Here is a 16,126-nt window from a genome sequence, read left to right on the forward strand (position 1 = left end):
TCGGATAGCGGCGCTATCCTTCTGGGCAGTGCTTGGATAGTGGCACTCCCCAAAGAAAGGCGCAAGAGATGCGGCTGGCCGAACTGAGCGAGCGCAGCGGGGTGTCCACCGCGACGATCAAGTACTACCTGCGCGAAGGGCTGTTGGCGCCCGGCCGCCAGATCAACGCGACCACCGCCGAGTACGACGAGGAGCATCTGCGCCGACTGCGGCTGGTCCGCGCGATGATCCAGGTCGGCAAGGTGCCGGTGGCCACGGTCAGGGAGGTGCTGGGGCATGTCGACGACGACTCGCTGCCCCGCGCGCTCCGCCTGGGCGCCTCGGTCTGGGCGATGCCCCAGGTGCCGGAGCCGGACGCGGACGACGAGTTCGTGCAGGGCGCGCGGGTCGCGATGGAGGAGTTGCTCAGGACGCTGGGGTGGTCCAACGCACTGTCCCTGGCGCCGGCCTCCCCGTCCTTCCGTTCCCTGGTCGTGGCGGCGGCCGCGCTGCGCCGTATCGGCTACGACTGGAGTACCGAAACGCTCGTGCCCTACGCCCGATTGATGCGCCAAGCGGCCGAGCTGGACATGGACTTCATGGAGTCGTATGTGTCCGAGACCGAGAAGGTGGAGGTGGCGGTGCTGGGCGTGGTGCTCGTCGAGCCGATGCTGCAGGCGCTGCACCGGCTGGCCCAGGAGGAGGAGTCGACGCGCAGGTACGGCTTCGAGTAGGCCCGCGGGAACGACGAAGGCCCCACACCGAAGTGGAGGGCCTTCCTCTACGTACCCCCGACCGGATTCGAACCGGCGCTACCGCCTTGAGAGGGCGGCGTGCTAGGCCGCTACACAACGGGGGCCTGGACACTGCGTTTCCGCAGGTCCGAGCTGGTCTACCTGGACTCGAACCAAGACTAACTGAACCAGAATCAGTCGTGCTGCCAATTACACCATAGACCAAAGTGGTTTAGACCAGTCAGTACCCCCGACCGGATTCGAACCGGCGCTACCGCCTTGAGAGGGCGGCGTGCTAGGCCGCTACACAACGGGGGCCCTAGCGATCATCTTGCGAGAGATCACCGTACCCCCGACCGGATTCGAACCGGCGCTACTGCCTTGAGAGGGCAGCGTGCTAGGCCGCTACACAACGGGGGCTTTGCAGATAAGCTCTGCGAGCTGGCCTACCTGGACTCGAACCAAGACTAACTGAACCAGAATCAGTCGTGCTGCCAATTACACCATAGGCCACTGGAACGCAAGCCCTTGAGGGGATTTTGTTCTAGTTTGCTCCTCCGGTTCCCGGCCTTTCGGCCCGCTCCCCGGCGGCGCAGGAAGAACATTACCCGAAGGTGGACGGGGCTCCAAAACGGGTATCCGCGCCAAGGATCGCGGGGAGTTCGGCGAGGGTGGCGATCCGGAGCGGACCGGCCGGTGCGTCGGCGCCGGTGACCGCGCCGGGGCGGTCGATCCACACCGACAGCAGACCTGCGTCGGCGGCGCCCCGTCCGTCGATCTGCGGATGGTCCCCGACGTACGCCACCTCGTGCGGCGCGAGCGCCAGGGCGTCGCAGGCGGCCAGGAAGGCCTCTGCCTCGGGCTTGGAGACGCCGAGCTCCGCGGCGCACAGGACGGTCTCGAAGCGGTCCCGCACCCCGAGGACCCGCAGCTTGTGGTCCTGGACGGCCAGGCTGGAGTTGGACAGCACCGCGTGCCGGTGACTGTCGGCGAGGCTGTCCAGCACGGGCAGGACGTCCGGGAAGAGGGCCCAGGCGGCCTCGTAGTGGCCCATGTACCGGCGGAACCAGTCGTCGGCCTCGACGTCGCTCAGCGGCTCGTCCAGGAACGCCCGTACGCGGTCCCGGCGCTGACCCTCGAAGCTCGCCTCCCCGGCCGCGAACCGGGCCCAGTGGGCGTCGGTGCACTCGCGCCAGCGGACGAGGGCCTCCTCGGCGCTCCCGAAGCTCTCCAGGAGGCCCTCGGCCGTGAGGTGTTCGCGCATGCCGGTGCGGTCGGCGCTGGTGTAGTCGAAGATCGTGTCGTCAACGTCCCAGACCACCGCCCGAATCCTCATGATCCGACGGTAACTCCGCACCGGGGAGCCCGTCCCGGGAACGGCGAAGAGGCCCGCTGGCACACTGGGGCCATGAGCGAACGCCGCGTCCGGTTCACCGTCGAGGCCCGTGCGGCCTACGACGCTCTGCCCCCCTCGCGCCAGGACCACTTGGACAGGGCCGTGCGGATACTGGCGCGTGATCCGTTCCGGAAGCACTCGACCGCTCAGCTGGGCCCCGACGAGCATCTGCGCAAGGCGTATGTCGCCCCCGGCGTGATGCTGGAGTACATGGTGGCCGGCGCGATCATGGTCGTCGTCGTACTGGAGATCTTCGACGAGAGCGCCTACCTGATCGACGAAGCCGACGCGCAGTGACCGCAACACACAGGGGCGGCACCCGGATTTCCGGGTGCCGCCCCTGTGCGTGTGCGTGCGTTACGCGGCCAGCTTCGCCAGCGCCGCGTCGATGCGGGACAGCGTCGTCTCCTTGCCCAGGATTTCCAGGGACTCGAAGAGCGGCAGGCCGACCGTGCGGCCGGTGACGGCCACGCGGACCGGGGCCTGGGCCTTGCCGAGCTTGAGGCCGTGGGCCTCGCCGGCGGCCAGGACGGCCTCCTTCAGGGACTCGGCCGAGGTCCAGTCGGCGGCGTCCAGCTTCTCGCGGGCGGTGACCAGCAGGGCGTCCGAGCCCTCCTTCATCGCCTTGGTCCACGAGGCCTCGTCGAAGACCGGCTCCGGGAGGAAGAGGAAGTCGACGTTGTCGGTGATCTCGGACAGGACCTTGAGGCGGGTCTGCGCGTGCGGGGCGACGGCCTGCCACTTGGCGTCGTCGAAGTCCTCGGGGGCCCAGGGGGCGAACGGGGCCTTCAGCCACGGGGCGCAGCGCTCGGTGAAGTCCTTCACGTCGAGCATGCGGATGTGGTCGCCGTTGATCGACTCGCACTTCTTCAGGTCGAAGCGGGCCGGGTTGGGGTTCACGTCCGTGACGTCGAAGGCCGCGACCATCTCGTCCATCGTGAAGATGTCCTGGTCGGCCGAGAGCGACCAGCCAAGGAGGGAGAGGTAGTTGAGGAGGCCCTCGGGCAGGAAGCCGCGCTCGCGGTAGAGGTTGAGCGAGGACTGCGGGTCGCGCTTGGACAGCTTCTTGTTGCCCTCGCCCATGACGTACGGCAGGTGGCCGAAGGAGGGGGTCTCCTTGGCGATGCCGAGCTCGATCAGCGCCTTGTACAGGGCGATCTGACGGGGCGTCGAGGACAGGAGGTCCTCGCCGCGCAGGACGTGGGTGATCTCCATCAGGGCGTCGTCGACGGGGTTCACCAGCGTGTACAGCGGGGCGCCGTTGGCGCGGACGATGCCGTAGTCCGGGACGTTCTCCGGGGTGAAGGTCAGTTCGCCGCGGACCAGGTCGGTGAAGGTGATCGTCTCGTCCGGCATGCGGAAGCGGACGATCGGGGTGCGGCCCTGGGCCTGGTACTCGGCGACCTGCGCCGCGCTCAGGTCGCGGCAGTGGCCGTCGTAGCCGGACGGCTTGCCGGCGGCGCGGGCGGCCTCGCGGCGGCTGTCCAGCTCCTCCTGGGAGCAGTAGCAGTGGTAGGCGTGGCCGGCCTCCAGGAGCTTGGCCGCGACGTCCTTGTACAGGTCCATGCGCTGCGACTGGCGGTACGGCGCGTGCGGGCCGCCGACCTCGGGGCCCTCGTCCCAGTCGAAGCCCAGCCAGCGCATCGAGTCCAGCAGCTGGTTGTACGACTCCTCGGAGTCGCGGGCGGCGTCGGTGTCCTCGATGCGGAATACGAATTTGGCGCCGCTGCCGCCGTGGTGACGCGCGAACGCCCAGTTGAACAGGGCGGTGCGGACCAGGCCCACGTGCGGGTTACCGGTGGGCGACGGGCAGAAACGGACGCGTACGGGAGAACCGGGTGCGCTAGCCACGCTTGACAACCTTGTTGGTGAGAGTGCCGATGCCTTCGATGCTGACGGAGACCTCGTCGCCGACAGCGAGGGGGCCGACCCCAGCGGGGGTGCCCGTGAGGATCACGTCGCCGGGGAGCAGCGTCATGGCCTCGGAGATGTTGGCGATCAGATCCTCGATCGGGTGGATCATCTCGCTGGTGCGGCCGAGCTGGCGCTGCTGGCCGTTGACCGTGAGCTGGACGGTCAGGTCGGAGGGGTCCAGCTCCGTCTCGATCCAGGGGCCCAGCGGACAGGAGGTGTCGAAGCCCTTGGCCCGGGCCCACTGCTTCTCGCGCCGCTGGACGTCACGGGCGGTGATGTCGTTGGCGCAGGTGTAGCCGAGGATCACGTCCTTGACGCGCTCGCGCGGGACCTCGCGGCACATGCGGCCGATCACGACGGCGAGCTCGGCCTCGTGGTGCAGTTCCTCCGAGAAGGAGGGGTACTGGATGGCGTCGCCGGGGCCGATCACGGAGGTGGACGGCTTGAAGAAGGCGAAGGGGGCGTCCGGGACCTCGTTGCCCAGTTCCTTCGCGTGCTCGGCGTAGTTGCGCCCGAAGGCCACGACCTTGTTGGGAAGCACCGGGGGCAGCAGCCGGACCTTGCTCAGCGGCACCTTGGTGCCGGAGAGCTCGAAGTCCGCGAACGGGATGCCCTTGATGATGTCGAGGACGAGCTCGTCCGGCTTGTCGCCCTCGACCGCGCCGAAGGCGACGTTCCCGTCGATGGAGAACCTGGCGATGCGCACGGGATGCTGCGCCCCTCACTGAGCTGGCTGGAGTCTGACGCTCCAGGCTAACGTGGTCAGGGGTCGGCGCCTCGCGTGATTACTCCGCGACGGTGGCCGCCACCGGCATCTCCATGAGGACCGTACGCCGCGGGTTGGCGGTCTGGGCCGGGAGGTCGACGGAGTGCTCCGGGAGCTCCGGGGTCTGCAGGTCGTCGGCGTCTTCGAGGTGCGCCAGCGTCGTGCGCCGCGGGTTGGCTATGTTGCGGAACATCGTCGTCGTCTTCACGGTTGTACGTAGCCCTGTTCGTGTGGGGTGGCCGGGAGTGGGCAGTAAGCGCCCTCTTGTAAAGCGTCAGGCTAAACATGCGATTCCCCCGGGAAGACGTGAAGACCCCATGATCTCCGTGTGAGTTTCCTCACGACCGCGAGGTCAAACCGGTCAAATCAGGCCTGCAACCCACCCCAACGAAACGGACATTGACCCCCTGAACCCACCATTCCGCTCCTGATCATGGCGACTGGGACACCCTCCGCACCTTGCCGGTTCGCCCAAATCAGTCCGGTTTCTGATAGTTCCCTTTCTACGACCGGTGACTCGATGCTCACTTGGTGTCACCTAGGTCACGGCCTGGCACACGGCCCTTGTTGGAGATCCGGCACTGTGCTGGAATTCCACGGACCGCCGCAGGATCGAGCCGGCGCGCAGGGGGCGCAACGCAGCGCCGAGCGGCGGCGGAAGGGGGAAACCAGCGCCGGTCACTCACGACCATCAGAGGACGTAATTCAGGACGTCCTCTATTACGCCGACACCGTCCTTCCGTTCACGCGGAGGGGCGCCTGGTCCAGAGGTTGCGACGCTAGTGCAGGGACGTTTCAAGAGGGATGGCAGCGCTTCGGCGGAGCCGGAGCCGCACGGCGGGACTGGCCCGATGGCCGGCAGCTCCTCGCCCCAGCACGCCCAGAACCCGGGCCAGATTCCGGTCGGCGACGGTGCCGGGCGGCCCGGCGGTACGGCCTCTTCGGGCCCCGCGAACCCCACGGCCCCGACGGTCAAGCCCCCGAAGGGCCCCGTCAACCCGGGCCCGCGAATAGCCCTGCGCAACTGGCGTATCTCCACGCGCCTGGTGTCGCTGCTCGCGCTCCCGGTGGTCGCGGCCACCTCGCTCGGCGCGCTGCGAATCAGCGACTCCATGGACGACATGCAGCAGCTCGACAACATGAAGCTGCTGACGGAGATGACCAAGCAGGCCACCGAGCTGGCCGCCGCGCTCCAGGAGGAGCGCGACCAGTCCGCCGGCCCGCTGGCGCACGGCGCGAACGCGACGACCGACTACACGGTCAAGGGCTACCGGGCCAAGACGGACCGGCTGCGCGAGAACTTCATCGAGTCCGCCGAAGAGGTCGACACCTCCAGCGCCGACGGCAGCCTCCAGGGCGTCCACGACACCCTCGTCGGTGTCGTCCGTGACCTGCGCACGCTGAGCAGCATCCGCCGGGACGCCTACCAGGCCGAGGACAACTCCACGCAGACGATCGAGGCCTACCACCGGCTGGTCGAGCGTCTGCTGGACCTCTCCCGTGACATGGCCGAGGCGACCAGCAACCCGGAGATGATCGAGCGCACGCGCTCCCTGGCGGCCTTCTCCTCCGCCAAGGAGTACGCCTCCATCCAGCGCGCCGTGCTCGCCGCCGCCCTGCCGGTGAACACCAAGCAGACCGGCAACCTCTCGGACAACGACCGCCTGTACGCCCAGTCGGCGCTGGCGAGCCAGACCTCCGAGCTGGCCAGCTTCAAGGCCATCTACGGCGGTGACGAGGCCGCCGAGCTCCTCAAGCCCGTCGAGGAGAACAACTCCACGATCCAGGCCACCGACACCTACGGCGACCGCGCCATCACCAGCGGTCTGGCCTCGGTGGACAAGCGCTCGTACAAGGACTGGGTGGACGACAGCTCGATCAAGATCGAGCAGATGGGCAACATCGAGCACACGCTGCTCGAAAAGATGGAGCAGAAGGCCCGCGAGCTGCGCAACGAGTCGGAGCGCGACGCGATCATCTCCGGTGCGATCATCCTGCTCGTGCTCGGTGTGTCGCTGGTCGGCGCCTTCGTCGTGGCCCGGTCCATGATCCGCTCGCTGCGCCGCCTTGAGGAGACCGCCACCAAGGTCGCCTCCGACCGTCTGCCCGAGCTGGTCAAGCAGCTGTCCGAGTCCGACCCGCAGGACGTCGACACGTCCGTGGAGTCGGTCGGTGTGCACTCCCGGGACGAGATCGGCCGGGTGGCCGCGGCCTTCGACGACGTGCACCGCGAGGCGGTCCGCCTCGCCGCCGAGCAGGCCCTTCTCCGGGGCAACGTCAACGCGATGTTCACCAACCTCTCGCGCCGCTCCCAGGGTCTTATCCAGCGCCAGCTCTCGCTGATCTCCGAGCTGGAGTCCCGCGAGGCCGACCCGGACCAGCTGTCCTCCCTCTTCAAGCTCGACCACCTCGCGACGCGTATGCGCCGTAACGGTGAGAACCTCCTCGTTCTCGCGGGTGAAGAGCCCGGCCGCCGCTGGACCCGTCCGGTCCCGCTGGTCGACGTGCTCCGCGCCGCCGCGTCCGAGGTGGAGCAGTACGAGCGCATCGAGCTGGCCGCCGTACCGACCACCGAAGTGGCCGGCCGTGTGGTCAACGACCTCGTGCACCTGCTCGCCGAGCTGCTGGAGAACGCCACCTCGTTCTCCTCCCCGCAGACCAAGGTCAAGGTCACCGGTCACGCGCTGCCCGACGGCCGCGTGCTGATCGAGATCCACGACACCGGTATCGGCCTGTCCCCCGAGGACCTCGCGGCGATCAACGAGCGGCTTGCCTCGCCGCCCACCGTGGACGTCTCCGTCTCCCGCCGCATGGGCCTCTTCGTGGTCGGTCGTCTGTCGCAGCGGCACGGCATCCGCATCCAGCTGCGTCCGTCCGACTCCGGTGGCACGACCGCGCTGGTCATGCTGCCCGTCGATGTCGCCCAGGGCGGCAAGAAGCCCGCTCCCGGCAAGCCGGGCCAGGGTGCCCCGTCCGCCGGTGGCCCCGCCGCCGCGCAGGCCGCCGCCGGTGCGGCCGCCGCACGGCGCTCGGCCCAGGGCGGTGCCCTCGGCGGTGCTCCCGGTGCCGGTGCCCTCGGCGCCGGTGCGCCCTCCGGTGGCCGGCTCGGTGCCGGTCAGGGACCGCGGGCCGCGCTGCCCGGACGCGACGGTGACGGACGCCCGGGTGCCCCGCGCGGTCCGCAGGCTCCGGCCGGGCCCGCCGCGGGCAGGCCGGCTCCGTCCGCCGCCGGCTTCGGCCAGGGGCCGGGTGCGCCGCAGGGTCTGCAGGCCGCGGGTGCCGGTGGTACGCCGCACGCCTCGGACATGTTCGGCGGCAGCCGTCCCGTGGCGCCGCAGGCGCCTCAGGCTCCGCAGCCCCCTCAGTCCTCGAAGAGCAACGCCGAGCAGGGTGGCGGCGGTCGTCGTGGGCGGCGGCCGCAGCTGCCGGGCCGCGGCGGTCCGCGGGCCGAGCTGCCGGGCGGCAACCCGCAGCCCCGCACGCCCAGCTGGAGCGACGAGAACGCGCAGCCGCCGGTGCCGCGCGCCTCGCTCGACACCCCGCGCGGGCACGACGAGCAGGACCCCTCCCAGACCTCGCGGATGCCGCGGATCGACGACCGGCAGGGCCCGGGCGCGACCACGGAGATGCCGGCGATCCCGCGCAACGACGTCCGCCAGGGCCCCGGCAGCACCGGCGAGTTCGCTCGCCCGGACTTCGCCGCCCAGGCACCGGGTGCGTACGACCCGCAGAACACGGGCCAGTTCGCCCGCCCCGGTGCGAACGACCCGCAGAACACCGGCCAGTTCGCCCGCCCCGGTGCGAACGGTCCGCAGAACCAGGGCCAGGACACGGGCCAGTTCGCTCGTCCGGACTACTACGGCTCCGGGCAGAACAACCCCGGTACCACCGGTCAGTTCCCGGCTCCGCAGGCGTACGACAACGGCTCCACCGGCCAGTTCGAGCGCCCGCAGGCAAACGGCGGCTCCGGCTACGGCACCCCACAGCCGCCGGTCCCGCCGCATCCGCAGCAGCGTGCCCCGCGTCCCGAGCCGGAGGCGCTGCCGCCGGCCGGTGCCGGGGACGGTCGTACGCCGCTGTACGACACGCTGGAGACCAACTGGTTCCACGGCAGCCAGCAGGAGCAGCGACCGCAGTCGGGCGGGCCGGCTCCGGCTCCGCAGCAGCCGTCGGTGCCCCCGGCTCCCCAGCGTGCCCCCGCCGCCTCTTCCTGGCGCAGCTCGCCGAACGACGATCTCGTCCGGCAGGCAGAACGCGTCCGGCAGCCGGCCGCGGGCGGTGTCACCACCTCCGGCCTGCCGCGCCGGGTGCCCCGGGCGAACCTTGTCCCGGGCACGGCTCAGCAGCAACAGCACCAAGCCGGTCCGCAGGTCTCGCGTGCGCCTGATGACGTACGCGGCCGGCTGACCAATCTCCGTCGGGGTATCGCGCAGGGTCGCCAGGCCGGCAACGGCCAGACCGGCAGCTTCCCGAGCCCCACTCACCAGCAGGAGCGTTAGTTGAGCCAGATGAGCCAGGCGGCACAGAACCTCAACTGGTTGATCACCAACTTCGTGGACAACACCCCCGGGGTGTCCCACACCGTCGTCGTGTCCGCCGACGGTCTCCTGCTGGCGCTGTCGGAGGGCTTTCCGCGCGACCGCGCCGACCAGCTCGCGGCCGTCGCCTCCGGGCTGACCTCGCTGACCGCAGGAGCCTCCCGGATCTTCGAGGGCGGCGACGTCGCTCAGACGGTCGTGGAGATGGAGAGAGGGTTCCTTTTCCTCATGTCCGTCTCCGACGGCTCGTCCCTCGCCGTCCTCGCCCACCCGGAGTGCGACATCGGCCTCGTCGGCTACGAGATGGCGCTGCTGGTCGACCGCGCGGGCGCGGTGCTCACGCCCGATCTGCGTGCCGAGCTGCAAGGCAGTCTGCTCCACTGACCCACCTCGGATCCACCCGCCTCACCAAATCACCGTCAGGCCGCCACAGTCCCCCCACCGGCCCCGTCAGACGGCACGACTGACAACATGCTGTCCCGCCCGGAGGATTCATGACCCCGCCCAACGCCTCTCATGATCCGTACGCGGAGCCGTACGAGGATGAGGGCGACCAGCCGCTGGTACGTCCTTACGCGATGACCGGCGGCCGGACCCGGCCGCGCTACCAGCTGGCCATCGAGGCCCTGATCAGCACCACGGCCGACCCGGCAGCGCTCATGGGGCTGCTCCCGGAGCACCAGCGCATCTGCCACCTGTGCCGTGAGGTGAAGTCGGTCGCCGAGGTGTCGGCGCTCCTGTCCATGCCGCTGGGCGTGGCCCGGATCCTCGTCGCCGACCTGGCGGAGGCCGGCCTGGTCGCCATTCACCAGCCGGGTGGCGACGAGAACAACGGTGGCGCACCGGACGTGACGCTGCTCGAAAGGGTGCTCAGTGGACTTCGCAAGCTCTGACGGAGGTCGGGCGACCACCTCCGCCAAGATCGTGGTGGCGGGTGGCTTCGGCGTCGGCAAGACGACGTTCGTCGGCGCCGTCTCCGAGATCAACCCGCTGCGCACGGAGGCCGTGATGACGTCCGCGAGCGCGGGCATCGACGACCTCACGCACACCGGGGACAAGACCACCACCACGGTGGCCATGGACTTCGGCCGCATCACGCTCGACCAGGACCTGATCCTGTACCTGTTCGGTACGCCCGGTCAGGACCGTTTCTGGTTCATGTGGGACGACCTGGTGCGCGGCGCGATCGGTGCCGTCGTCCTCGTCGACACCCGGCGCCTGGCCGACTGCTTCCCGGCGGTCGACTACTTCGAGAACAGCGGACTGCCGTTCGTCGTGGCGCTCAACGGCTTCGACGGGCACCAGCCCTACGCGCCCGAGGAGGTGCGCGAGGCGCTCCAGATCGGACCCGACACCCCGATCATCACGACGGACGCCCGGCACCGCTCCGATGCCAAGAGTGCGCTGATCACACTGGTCGAGCATGCCCTCATGGCACGACTGCGGTAACGATCAAGTCGCTGGTCGCATACGGCAGTTGTCGTAGATGTCCCGGAGCCGGCTGTGGCCTTTGACACGGCCGGCCCCGGTGTTCATAACGTTTCGGCAGAGGAATCGGGTGGTACCGCCACGCGTCGCGGTCAACCGGTCTCGCTGCGCGCACGAAAGCCCCGCCTTTTGGCGGGGCTCGCTCTTTATGACCGTTTTATCTGGGGCTTACATCACGTGGAATCCACGCTTTCCACTGTTTGGAAGTGCGCAGGTCCACGTGCTGGAATGCCTGAACTGCCCAATAGTCAATGACGTACTCAACAGTCGATGGCGTACTGGGCTCTGAGACACTGCGGCACAACGTAGGTGCCGACCGCCGGAAGGTTGTTGGTCGAGTGAGGCGAAGCAAGAACGGTCCCGAGCCGTCGGCCCGGGGCAACTTCACCCCGCCGCCGCGCGGAGCGGCGCCCGCCCCTGTGCCCGGTTCGGAACCGACGGCCGCACCCGCTCCCAGCGGCGGCCGTCTCTCCCCGCGCAACTGGCGGGTGCCGACCCGGCTGAACGCGATCCTGCTCATACCCGTGCTGGTCGGCCTCGTCATGGGCGGCTTCCAGGTGAAGAGCTCGATCGACACGTGGCAGGAGGCCGAGGACGCGGAGAACACCGCGCGCCTGGTGCGGGCCTCCCTCAACTACGCGGACGCCCTGTACAACGAGCGTGACATCACCGCGGCCCCGCTGCTGCTGAACCGGGACAAGTCGGTCGTCACCGACGCCCGCAAGAAGACGGACGCCGCCGCCGAGGCCTTCGACCAGGCAGCCCAGAGCATGCCCGCGAAGCCCGGCCTGGAGCGCCGTCTGTCGCTGTTCCGCGAGGTCGAGCCCCAGCTGGAGACGCTGCGCGACGAGGCGTACACGACCAAGCGTCCCGGCGTGGAGACCGAAGAGGGCTACGTCCAGGTCGCGCACCCGCTGACCGAGTTCGCCAACGAGCTCGGCCTGGGCACCGGCAACATCACCTCCTACGGTCGCACCGTCTACGCAATGGAGCTGACCAAGGCGGCCCTGTCGCTGCAGCGCTCCATCGGTATGCACCTGCTGGTCCAGCCCGGCCCCGGCACCGGCAGCCTCACCAGCCAGAAGGTCGCCCTGTCCTCGTACGCCTACCTGGAGGGCATCGCCGTCCAGGAGTACATCGGCGGTGGCACCGAGGCGGACGCGCAGAAGCTCAAGGACGCCGAGACCGACATCAAGGCCAAGGGCGCGGCCATGGCCAAGCAGGCCGAGGCGAAGAACCCTGAGTACGTGGCGCCGCCGGAGAACCCGACCGACATGGTCAAGGCCGTCGCCGGCCTGAAGACCACCGACCCCTCCGAGCGTCTCGGGCTCGCCCAGAAGGGCGTCACCGCCGAGAACTGGTGGGCGGTCAACACGCTCAAGTACGACGCCTACCGCCAGATCGAGTCGGACATGGCCGACACCGCGGTGAACGAGGCCGCGTCGATCGCCGACGAAGCCAAGCGTGACGCCTTCGTCGTGGGTGCCGCCGTCGTGGTCGCCCTGCTCGCCGCGTTCATCCTGGCCGGCATGGTGGCCCGCCAGATGAGCCGCTCGATGCGCCAGCTGCGCAACGCCGCCTTCGGCATCGCCGAGCAGCGGCTGCCGATGCTGGTCGACCAGCTCTCGCGCACCGACCCCGGCCGCGTCGACACCCGGGTGCAGCCCATCCCGATCAACACCCGCGACGAGATCGGCGAAGTCGCCCGCGCCTTCGACCAGGTCCACCGCGAGGCCGTCCGGCTCGCCGCCGAGCAGGCCCTGCTGCGGGGCAACATCAACGCGATCTTCACCAACCTGTCGCGCCGCAACCAGTCGCTGATCGAGGGCCAGCTGACCCTGATCACCGACCTGGAGAACAACGAGGCCGACCCGGACCAGCTGGAGAACCTCTTCCGCCTGGACCACCTCGCGACCCGTATGCGCCGCAACGGCGAGAACCTCCTGGTCCTCGCCGGCGAGGAGCCCGGCCGCCGCTGGGACCAGCCGGTCCCGCTGGTCGACGTGCTGCGCGCCGCCTCCTCCGAGGTGGAGCAGTACGAGCGCATCGAGCTGTCCGGCGTGCCGGAGGCCGACATCCACGGCCGCGCGGTCACCGACCTCGTGCACCTGCTCGCGGAGCTGCTGGAGAACGCGACGACGTTCTCCTCGCCGCAGACCAAGGTCCGCGTCACCGCGACCCGGCTGCCCGACGGCCGCGTCATGGTCGAGATCCACGACAAGGGCATCGGCCTGACCGCCGAGGACTTCGCGGACATCAACCACAAGCTGGCCAACCCGCCGACCGTGGACGCCGCGATCTCGCAGCGCATGGGCCTGTTCGTGGTCGGCCGGCTGTCCGACCGGCACGGCATCCGGGTCCAGCTGCGCCCCTCGGGCGAGCAGGCCGGCACCACCTCGCTGGTCATGCTGCCCGACGCGATCACCCACGGCGGTGGCGGCGAGCAGCAGCTCGACCGCGACGAGTTCACGGTCTCGCAGATTATCCCGGAGCAGCAGTTCCAGGGCGAGAACTTCAGCCCCCAGCACCAGCCAATGCGCACGGCGGCCGAACTCGGCTTCGACGACAGCCGCTACACCGAGGTCCCCGACGACATCCGTGAGCTGGACCCCGTGGGCCGCTCCCTGATGCGCGAGGAGCGCCGCGCGGCCCTGGAGGCCCAGTCCGGCGGCCCGGAGGACGTCCAGGACGGCCCCGAGGCGCCCGCGTACGACGAGTTCACCGGACAGCAGGCCTACGGCCAGGGCCAGGACGGCCAGGGCGGCTACGCCGAGCAGCCGGGGGCGTACGACCCCCAGACGGCGTACGCCGAGCCGCAGCAGCCGGCGTACGAGGAGCAGTACTACGCACCGAACGGCGGTCTGCCGCAGAACGGTGGCTACTCGTCCAACGGCGGCTACCCCGACCCCGCGTATGCGGAGCCGGCTCAGGAGGGCGGTACGGCGGCCGTACCGGAATCCTTCCCGGCCTTCGAGGAGCGGCGTTACCAGGACGACTGGCCGCAGCAGGACGACTACCGGAACGGCCACTCGGACCAGTACTCTCCGGAACCGGAACCTGTGCAGGCCGCTGACGCAAGTGAGCGCGACCGCGTAGGCTTCGAGCGTCCGGGACCGGCCCCCTCCGCCGCCCACGAGCTGACCGACGCCGGGCTCCCCCGCCGCGGATCCACCGCGAGCGGCACGAACGGCACCCGGCCCGTGCAGCAGGAAGCGCCGGCCCCCGCGGAGAGCCCCGCTGACAACGGCTGGCGTTCGGCGAACGACGATCGCTGGCAGCAGGCGGCGCAGCTCCGCAAGCCCAAGGCAGGCGGGGTCACCTCCTCCGGTCTGCCGCGGCGGGTACCCAAGGCCAACCTGGTCGAGGGAGCCGCCGAGTCCACCCCCCAGGGGGGCCCACAGGTCTCCCGCGCGCCCGAGGACGTCCGGGGCAGGCTGAGCAACCTGCGCCGCGGTGTCCAGCGGGGCCGCAGCGCGGGAAGTGAAACGAACGGCCAGGGCTTCGGTCCTGACAGCACCTACAACCAGGAGCGTTAGTGTGAGCCCGATGAGCCAGGCGGCACAGAACCTGAACTGGTTGATCACCAATTTCGTGGACAACACCCCCGGGGTGTCGCACACGGTGGTGGTCTCCGCCGACGGACTCCTTCTGGCGATGTCCGAAGGCTTCCCGCGCGACCGCGCCGACCAGCTTGCGGCTGTCGCCTCCGGTCTGACCTCGCTGACTGCCGGCGCCTCGCGCATTTTCGAGGGCGGCAGTGTGAACCAGACGGTTGTGGAGATGGAGAGGGGATTCCTCTTCATCATGTCCATCTCCGACGGTTCCTCGCTCGCGGTTCTCGCCCACCCCGAGGCGGACATCGGCCTCATTGGGTACGAGATGGCCCTTCTGGTGGACCGTGCGGGCACGGTTCTGACGCCGGATCTGCGCGCCGAGCTCCAAGGGAGCCTTCTCAACTAACAGACAGACGGTGCGTTTTGGCGTCCCGGGGCCGTAAGGTTTCGGGACGCGGCTCCACATGATGGGTGCCAGGCACAGTCGGAGGAGGAGAGAAAGTGGCAACACCCCCAGACGGTTCGTCGTCGGGCAACTGGTCGTACAACCCTGCCCAGGGCCAGAACGACGGTTCCCAGAACCGGTACAACTTCCCCTCCACGCCGAGCCACCGGCGTCAGCAGCCGTACGCACCGCAGGGCCCGCAGGGTCCCGGTCCGTACGACCAGCCGCAGGCGCCGCGCATCCAGCCCGTGCAGCCGCAGCGACGCGCCCCTGAGCCGACGCCCGCCGGGGCGTCGAACAACCCCCTGGTGCGCCCGTACGCCATGACGGGCGGCCGCACCAGGCCGCGGTACCAGCTCGCCATCGAGGCGCTGGTGCACACCACCGCGGCTCCGCACCAGATGCAGGGCCAGCTGCCCGAGCATCAGCGGATCTGCAACCTCTGCCGGGAGATCAAGTCGGTGGCCGAGATCTCGGCCCTGCTCACGATCCCTCTCGGCGTGGCCAGGATCCTCGTCGCCGACTTGGCGGAGGCGGGCCTGGTCGCCATCCATCAGCCCGGCGGCGACGAGAACGCCGGCGGCCAGCCAGACGTGACACTGCTCGAAAGGGTGCTCAGTGGACTTCGCAAGCTCTAGCGGCGGTCCTTCCCGCTCCACCACCTCCGCGAAGATCGTGGTGGCGGGCGGCTTCGGCGTGGGCAAGACCACGTTCGTCGGCGCCGTCTCGGAGATCAACCCGCTGCGCACAGAGGCCGTCATGACGTCTGCTTCGGCGGGCATCGACGACCTCACCCACACCGGAGACAAGACGACCACGACGGTCGCCATGGACTTCGGCCGTATCACCCTGGACCAGGACCTGATCCTGTACCTCTTCGGTACGCCCGGCCAGGACCGCTTCTGGTTCATGTGGGACGACCTGGTGCGCGGCGCGATCGGCGCGGTCGTCCTGGTCGACACCAGGCGCCTTGCCGACTGCTTCCCCGCGGTCGACTACTTCGAGAACTCGGGTCTGCCGTTCGTCATCGCCCTCAACGGCTTCGACGGCAACCAGCCGTACCAGCCGGACGAGGTGCGCGAGGCGCTGCAGATCGGTCCGGACACCCCGATCATCACGACGGACGCCCGGCATCGTGCGGACGCCAAGTCGACGCTGATCACGCTGGTCGAGCATGCGTTGATGGCTCGACTGCGGTAGGTATCGGTTCTTGCGGCTACTGGGCTGCCTCGGACGGTTGTTTGCCGTCTGCGGCAGCCCATTGGCTTGTCGCGCCCACGCGGCGGAGCCGCATGTCGATACAGCCCCGCGC

Annotated in this window: 14 protein-coding genes and 5 tRNA genes; 10 read left to right on the top strand and 9 right to left on the bottom strand. The window is 69.5% G+C overall.

The features are described from left to right. The first annotated feature begins 68 nt into the window (after nt 1-68). On the top strand, nt 69-713 hold the full coding sequence (locus AB0Q90_RS34055) for a MerR family transcriptional regulator (RefSeq protein ID WP_363162393.1): 645 nt from the start codon (nt 69-71) through the stop codon (nt 711-713). Between the two features lie 52 nt (nt 714-765). Here the strand turns inward: AB0Q90_RS34055 and AB0Q90_RS34060 are convergent. From AB0Q90_RS34060 to AB0Q90_RS34085, 6 genes are all read right to left on the bottom strand, one after another. Further along, nucleotides 766-838 (bottom strand) — tRNA-Glu (locus tag AB0Q90_RS34060). 28 nt (nt 839-866) lie between these two features. Next, nucleotides 867-938 (bottom strand) — tRNA-Gln (locus AB0Q90_RS34065). A gap of 20 nt (nt 939-958) precedes the next feature. After that, nucleotides 959-1,031 (bottom strand) — tRNA-Glu (locus tag AB0Q90_RS34070). A gap of 29 nt (nt 1,032-1,060) precedes the next feature. Beyond that, nucleotides 1,061-1,133 (bottom strand) — tRNA-Glu (locus tag AB0Q90_RS34075). Nucleotides 1,134-1,154: 21 nt separating this feature from the next. Next, nucleotides 1,155-1,226, bottom strand: a tRNA-Gln gene (locus tag AB0Q90_RS34080). Nucleotides 1,227-1,317: 91 nt separating this feature from the next. Continuing rightward, nucleotides 1,318-2,049: an HAD family hydrolase gene (locus tag AB0Q90_RS34085; RefSeq protein WP_363162394.1), complete on the bottom strand. Its 732-nt coding sequence runs from the start codon at nt 2,047-2,049 to the stop codon at nt 1,318-1,320. Nucleotides 2,050-2,121: 72 nt separating this feature from the next. Between AB0Q90_RS34085 and AB0Q90_RS34090 the strand changes: the two genes are divergently transcribed. Next, nucleotides 2,122-2,406 (top strand): hypothetical protein, encoded by a 285-nt coding sequence (locus AB0Q90_RS34090; RefSeq protein WP_363162395.1) that lies wholly within the window; start codon nt 2,122-2,124, stop codon nt 2,404-2,406. A 60-nt stretch (nt 2,407-2,466) separates the two neighbouring features. Here AB0Q90_RS34090 and gltX read toward each other — a convergent pair whose 3' ends face one another. From gltX to AB0Q90_RS34105, 3 genes are all read right to left on the bottom strand, one after another. Further along, a complete protein-coding gene (gene gltX / locus AB0Q90_RS34095) occupies nt 2,467-3,960 on the bottom strand; it encodes a glutamate--tRNA ligase (RefSeq protein WP_363162396.1) in 1,494 nt (497 codons plus the stop codon). After that, complete coding sequence (locus AB0Q90_RS34100) at nt 3,953-4,729, bottom strand: fumarylacetoacetate hydrolase family protein (RefSeq protein WP_363162397.1); 777 nt, start codon at nt 4,727-4,729, stop codon at nt 3,953-3,955. Before AB0Q90_RS34100 ends, gltX begins: the two co-directional genes overlap by 8 nt. A gap of 79 nt (nt 4,730-4,808) precedes the next feature. Then, the gene (locus AB0Q90_RS34105; protein ID WP_363162398.1) at nt 4,809-4,997 is read right to left on the bottom strand and encodes a hypothetical protein; all 189 of its coding nucleotides are present in this window, start codon (nt 4,995-4,997) and stop codon (nt 4,809-4,811) included. Between the two features lie 574 nt (nt 4,998-5,571). Between AB0Q90_RS34105 and AB0Q90_RS34110 the strand changes: the two genes are divergently transcribed. The 8 genes from AB0Q90_RS34110 (at nt 5,572) to AB0Q90_RS34145 (ending at nt 16,014) form a co-directional block, all read left to right on the top strand. After that, nucleotides 5,572-9,288 (top strand): nitrate- and nitrite sensing domain-containing protein, encoded by a 3,717-nt coding sequence (locus AB0Q90_RS34110; protein WP_363162399.1) that lies wholly within the window; start codon nt 5,572-5,574, stop codon nt 9,286-9,288. Nucleotides 9,289-9,297: 9 nt separating this feature from the next. Next, the gene (locus AB0Q90_RS34115; RefSeq protein WP_030231800.1) at nt 9,298-9,711 is read left to right on the top strand and encodes a roadblock/LC7 domain-containing protein; all 414 of its coding nucleotides are present in this window, start codon (nt 9,298-9,300) and stop codon (nt 9,709-9,711) included. A 110-nt stretch (nt 9,712-9,821) separates the two neighbouring features. Beyond that, complete coding sequence (locus tag AB0Q90_RS34120) at nt 9,822-10,220, top strand: DUF742 domain-containing protein (protein ID WP_015657618.1); 399 nt, start codon at nt 9,822-9,824, stop codon at nt 10,218-10,220. Next, nucleotides 10,201-10,776: an ATP/GTP-binding protein gene (locus tag AB0Q90_RS34125; protein ID WP_015657619.1), complete on the top strand. Its 576-nt coding sequence runs from the start codon at nt 10,201-10,203 to the stop codon at nt 10,774-10,776. The genes AB0Q90_RS34120 and AB0Q90_RS34125 overlap by 20 nt, the downstream gene beginning before the upstream one ends. Nucleotides 10,777-11,153: 377 nt before the next feature. After that, nucleotides 11,154-14,351 (top strand): nitrate- and nitrite sensing domain-containing protein, encoded by a 3,198-nt coding sequence (locus AB0Q90_RS34130; protein ID WP_363162400.1) that lies wholly within the window; start codon nt 11,154-11,156, stop codon nt 14,349-14,351. A 10-nt stretch (nt 14,352-14,361) separates the two neighbouring features. After that, nucleotides 14,362-14,775 (top strand): roadblock/LC7 domain-containing protein, encoded by a 414-nt coding sequence (locus AB0Q90_RS34135; protein ID WP_004983065.1) that lies wholly within the window; start codon nt 14,362-14,364, stop codon nt 14,773-14,775. Nucleotides 14,776-14,870: 95 nt separating this feature from the next. Next, a complete protein-coding gene (locus tag AB0Q90_RS34140; protein ID WP_363162401.1) occupies nt 14,871-15,452 on the top strand; it encodes a DUF742 domain-containing protein in 582 nt (193 codons plus the stop codon). Beyond that, the gene (locus AB0Q90_RS34145; protein ID WP_361694537.1) at nt 15,433-16,014 is read left to right on the top strand and encodes an ATP/GTP-binding protein; all 582 of its coding nucleotides are present in this window, start codon (nt 15,433-15,435) and stop codon (nt 16,012-16,014) included. Before AB0Q90_RS34140 ends, AB0Q90_RS34145 begins: the two co-directional genes overlap by 20 nt. The last annotated feature ends 112 nt before the right edge of the window (nt 16,015-16,126 follow it).

Origin of the sequence: Streptomyces sp. NPDC079141, from assembly GCF_040686775.1 — a bacterium.
GTDB lineage: Bacteria > Actinomycetota > Actinomycetes > Streptomycetales > Streptomycetaceae > Streptomyces.

Excerpts from the sequence above, each read along its gene's own strand:
- AB0Q90_RS34085 (WP_363162394.1), bottom strand. The coding sequence starts at position 2,049 with ATGAGGATTCGGGCGGTGGTCTGGGACGTTGACGACACGATCTTCGAC.
- AB0Q90_RS34120 (WP_015657618.1), top strand. The coding sequence starts at position 9,822 with ATGACCCCGCCCAACGCCTCTCATGATCCGTACGCGGAGCCGTACGAG.
- AB0Q90_RS34090 (WP_363162395.1), top strand. The coding sequence starts at position 2,122 with ATGAGCGAACGCCGCGTCCGGTTCACCGTCGAGGCCCGTGCGGCCTAC.
- AB0Q90_RS34115 (WP_030231800.1), top strand. The coding sequence starts at position 9,298 with ATGAGCCAGGCGGCACAGAACCTCAACTGGTTGATCACCAACTTCGTG.
- AB0Q90_RS34055 (WP_363162393.1), top strand. The coding sequence starts at position 69 with ATGCGGCTGGCCGAACTGAGCGAGCGCAGCGGGGTGTCCACCGCGACG.
- AB0Q90_RS34135 (WP_004983065.1), top strand. The coding sequence starts at position 14,362 with ATGAGCCAGGCGGCACAGAACCTGAACTGGTTGATCACCAATTTCGTG.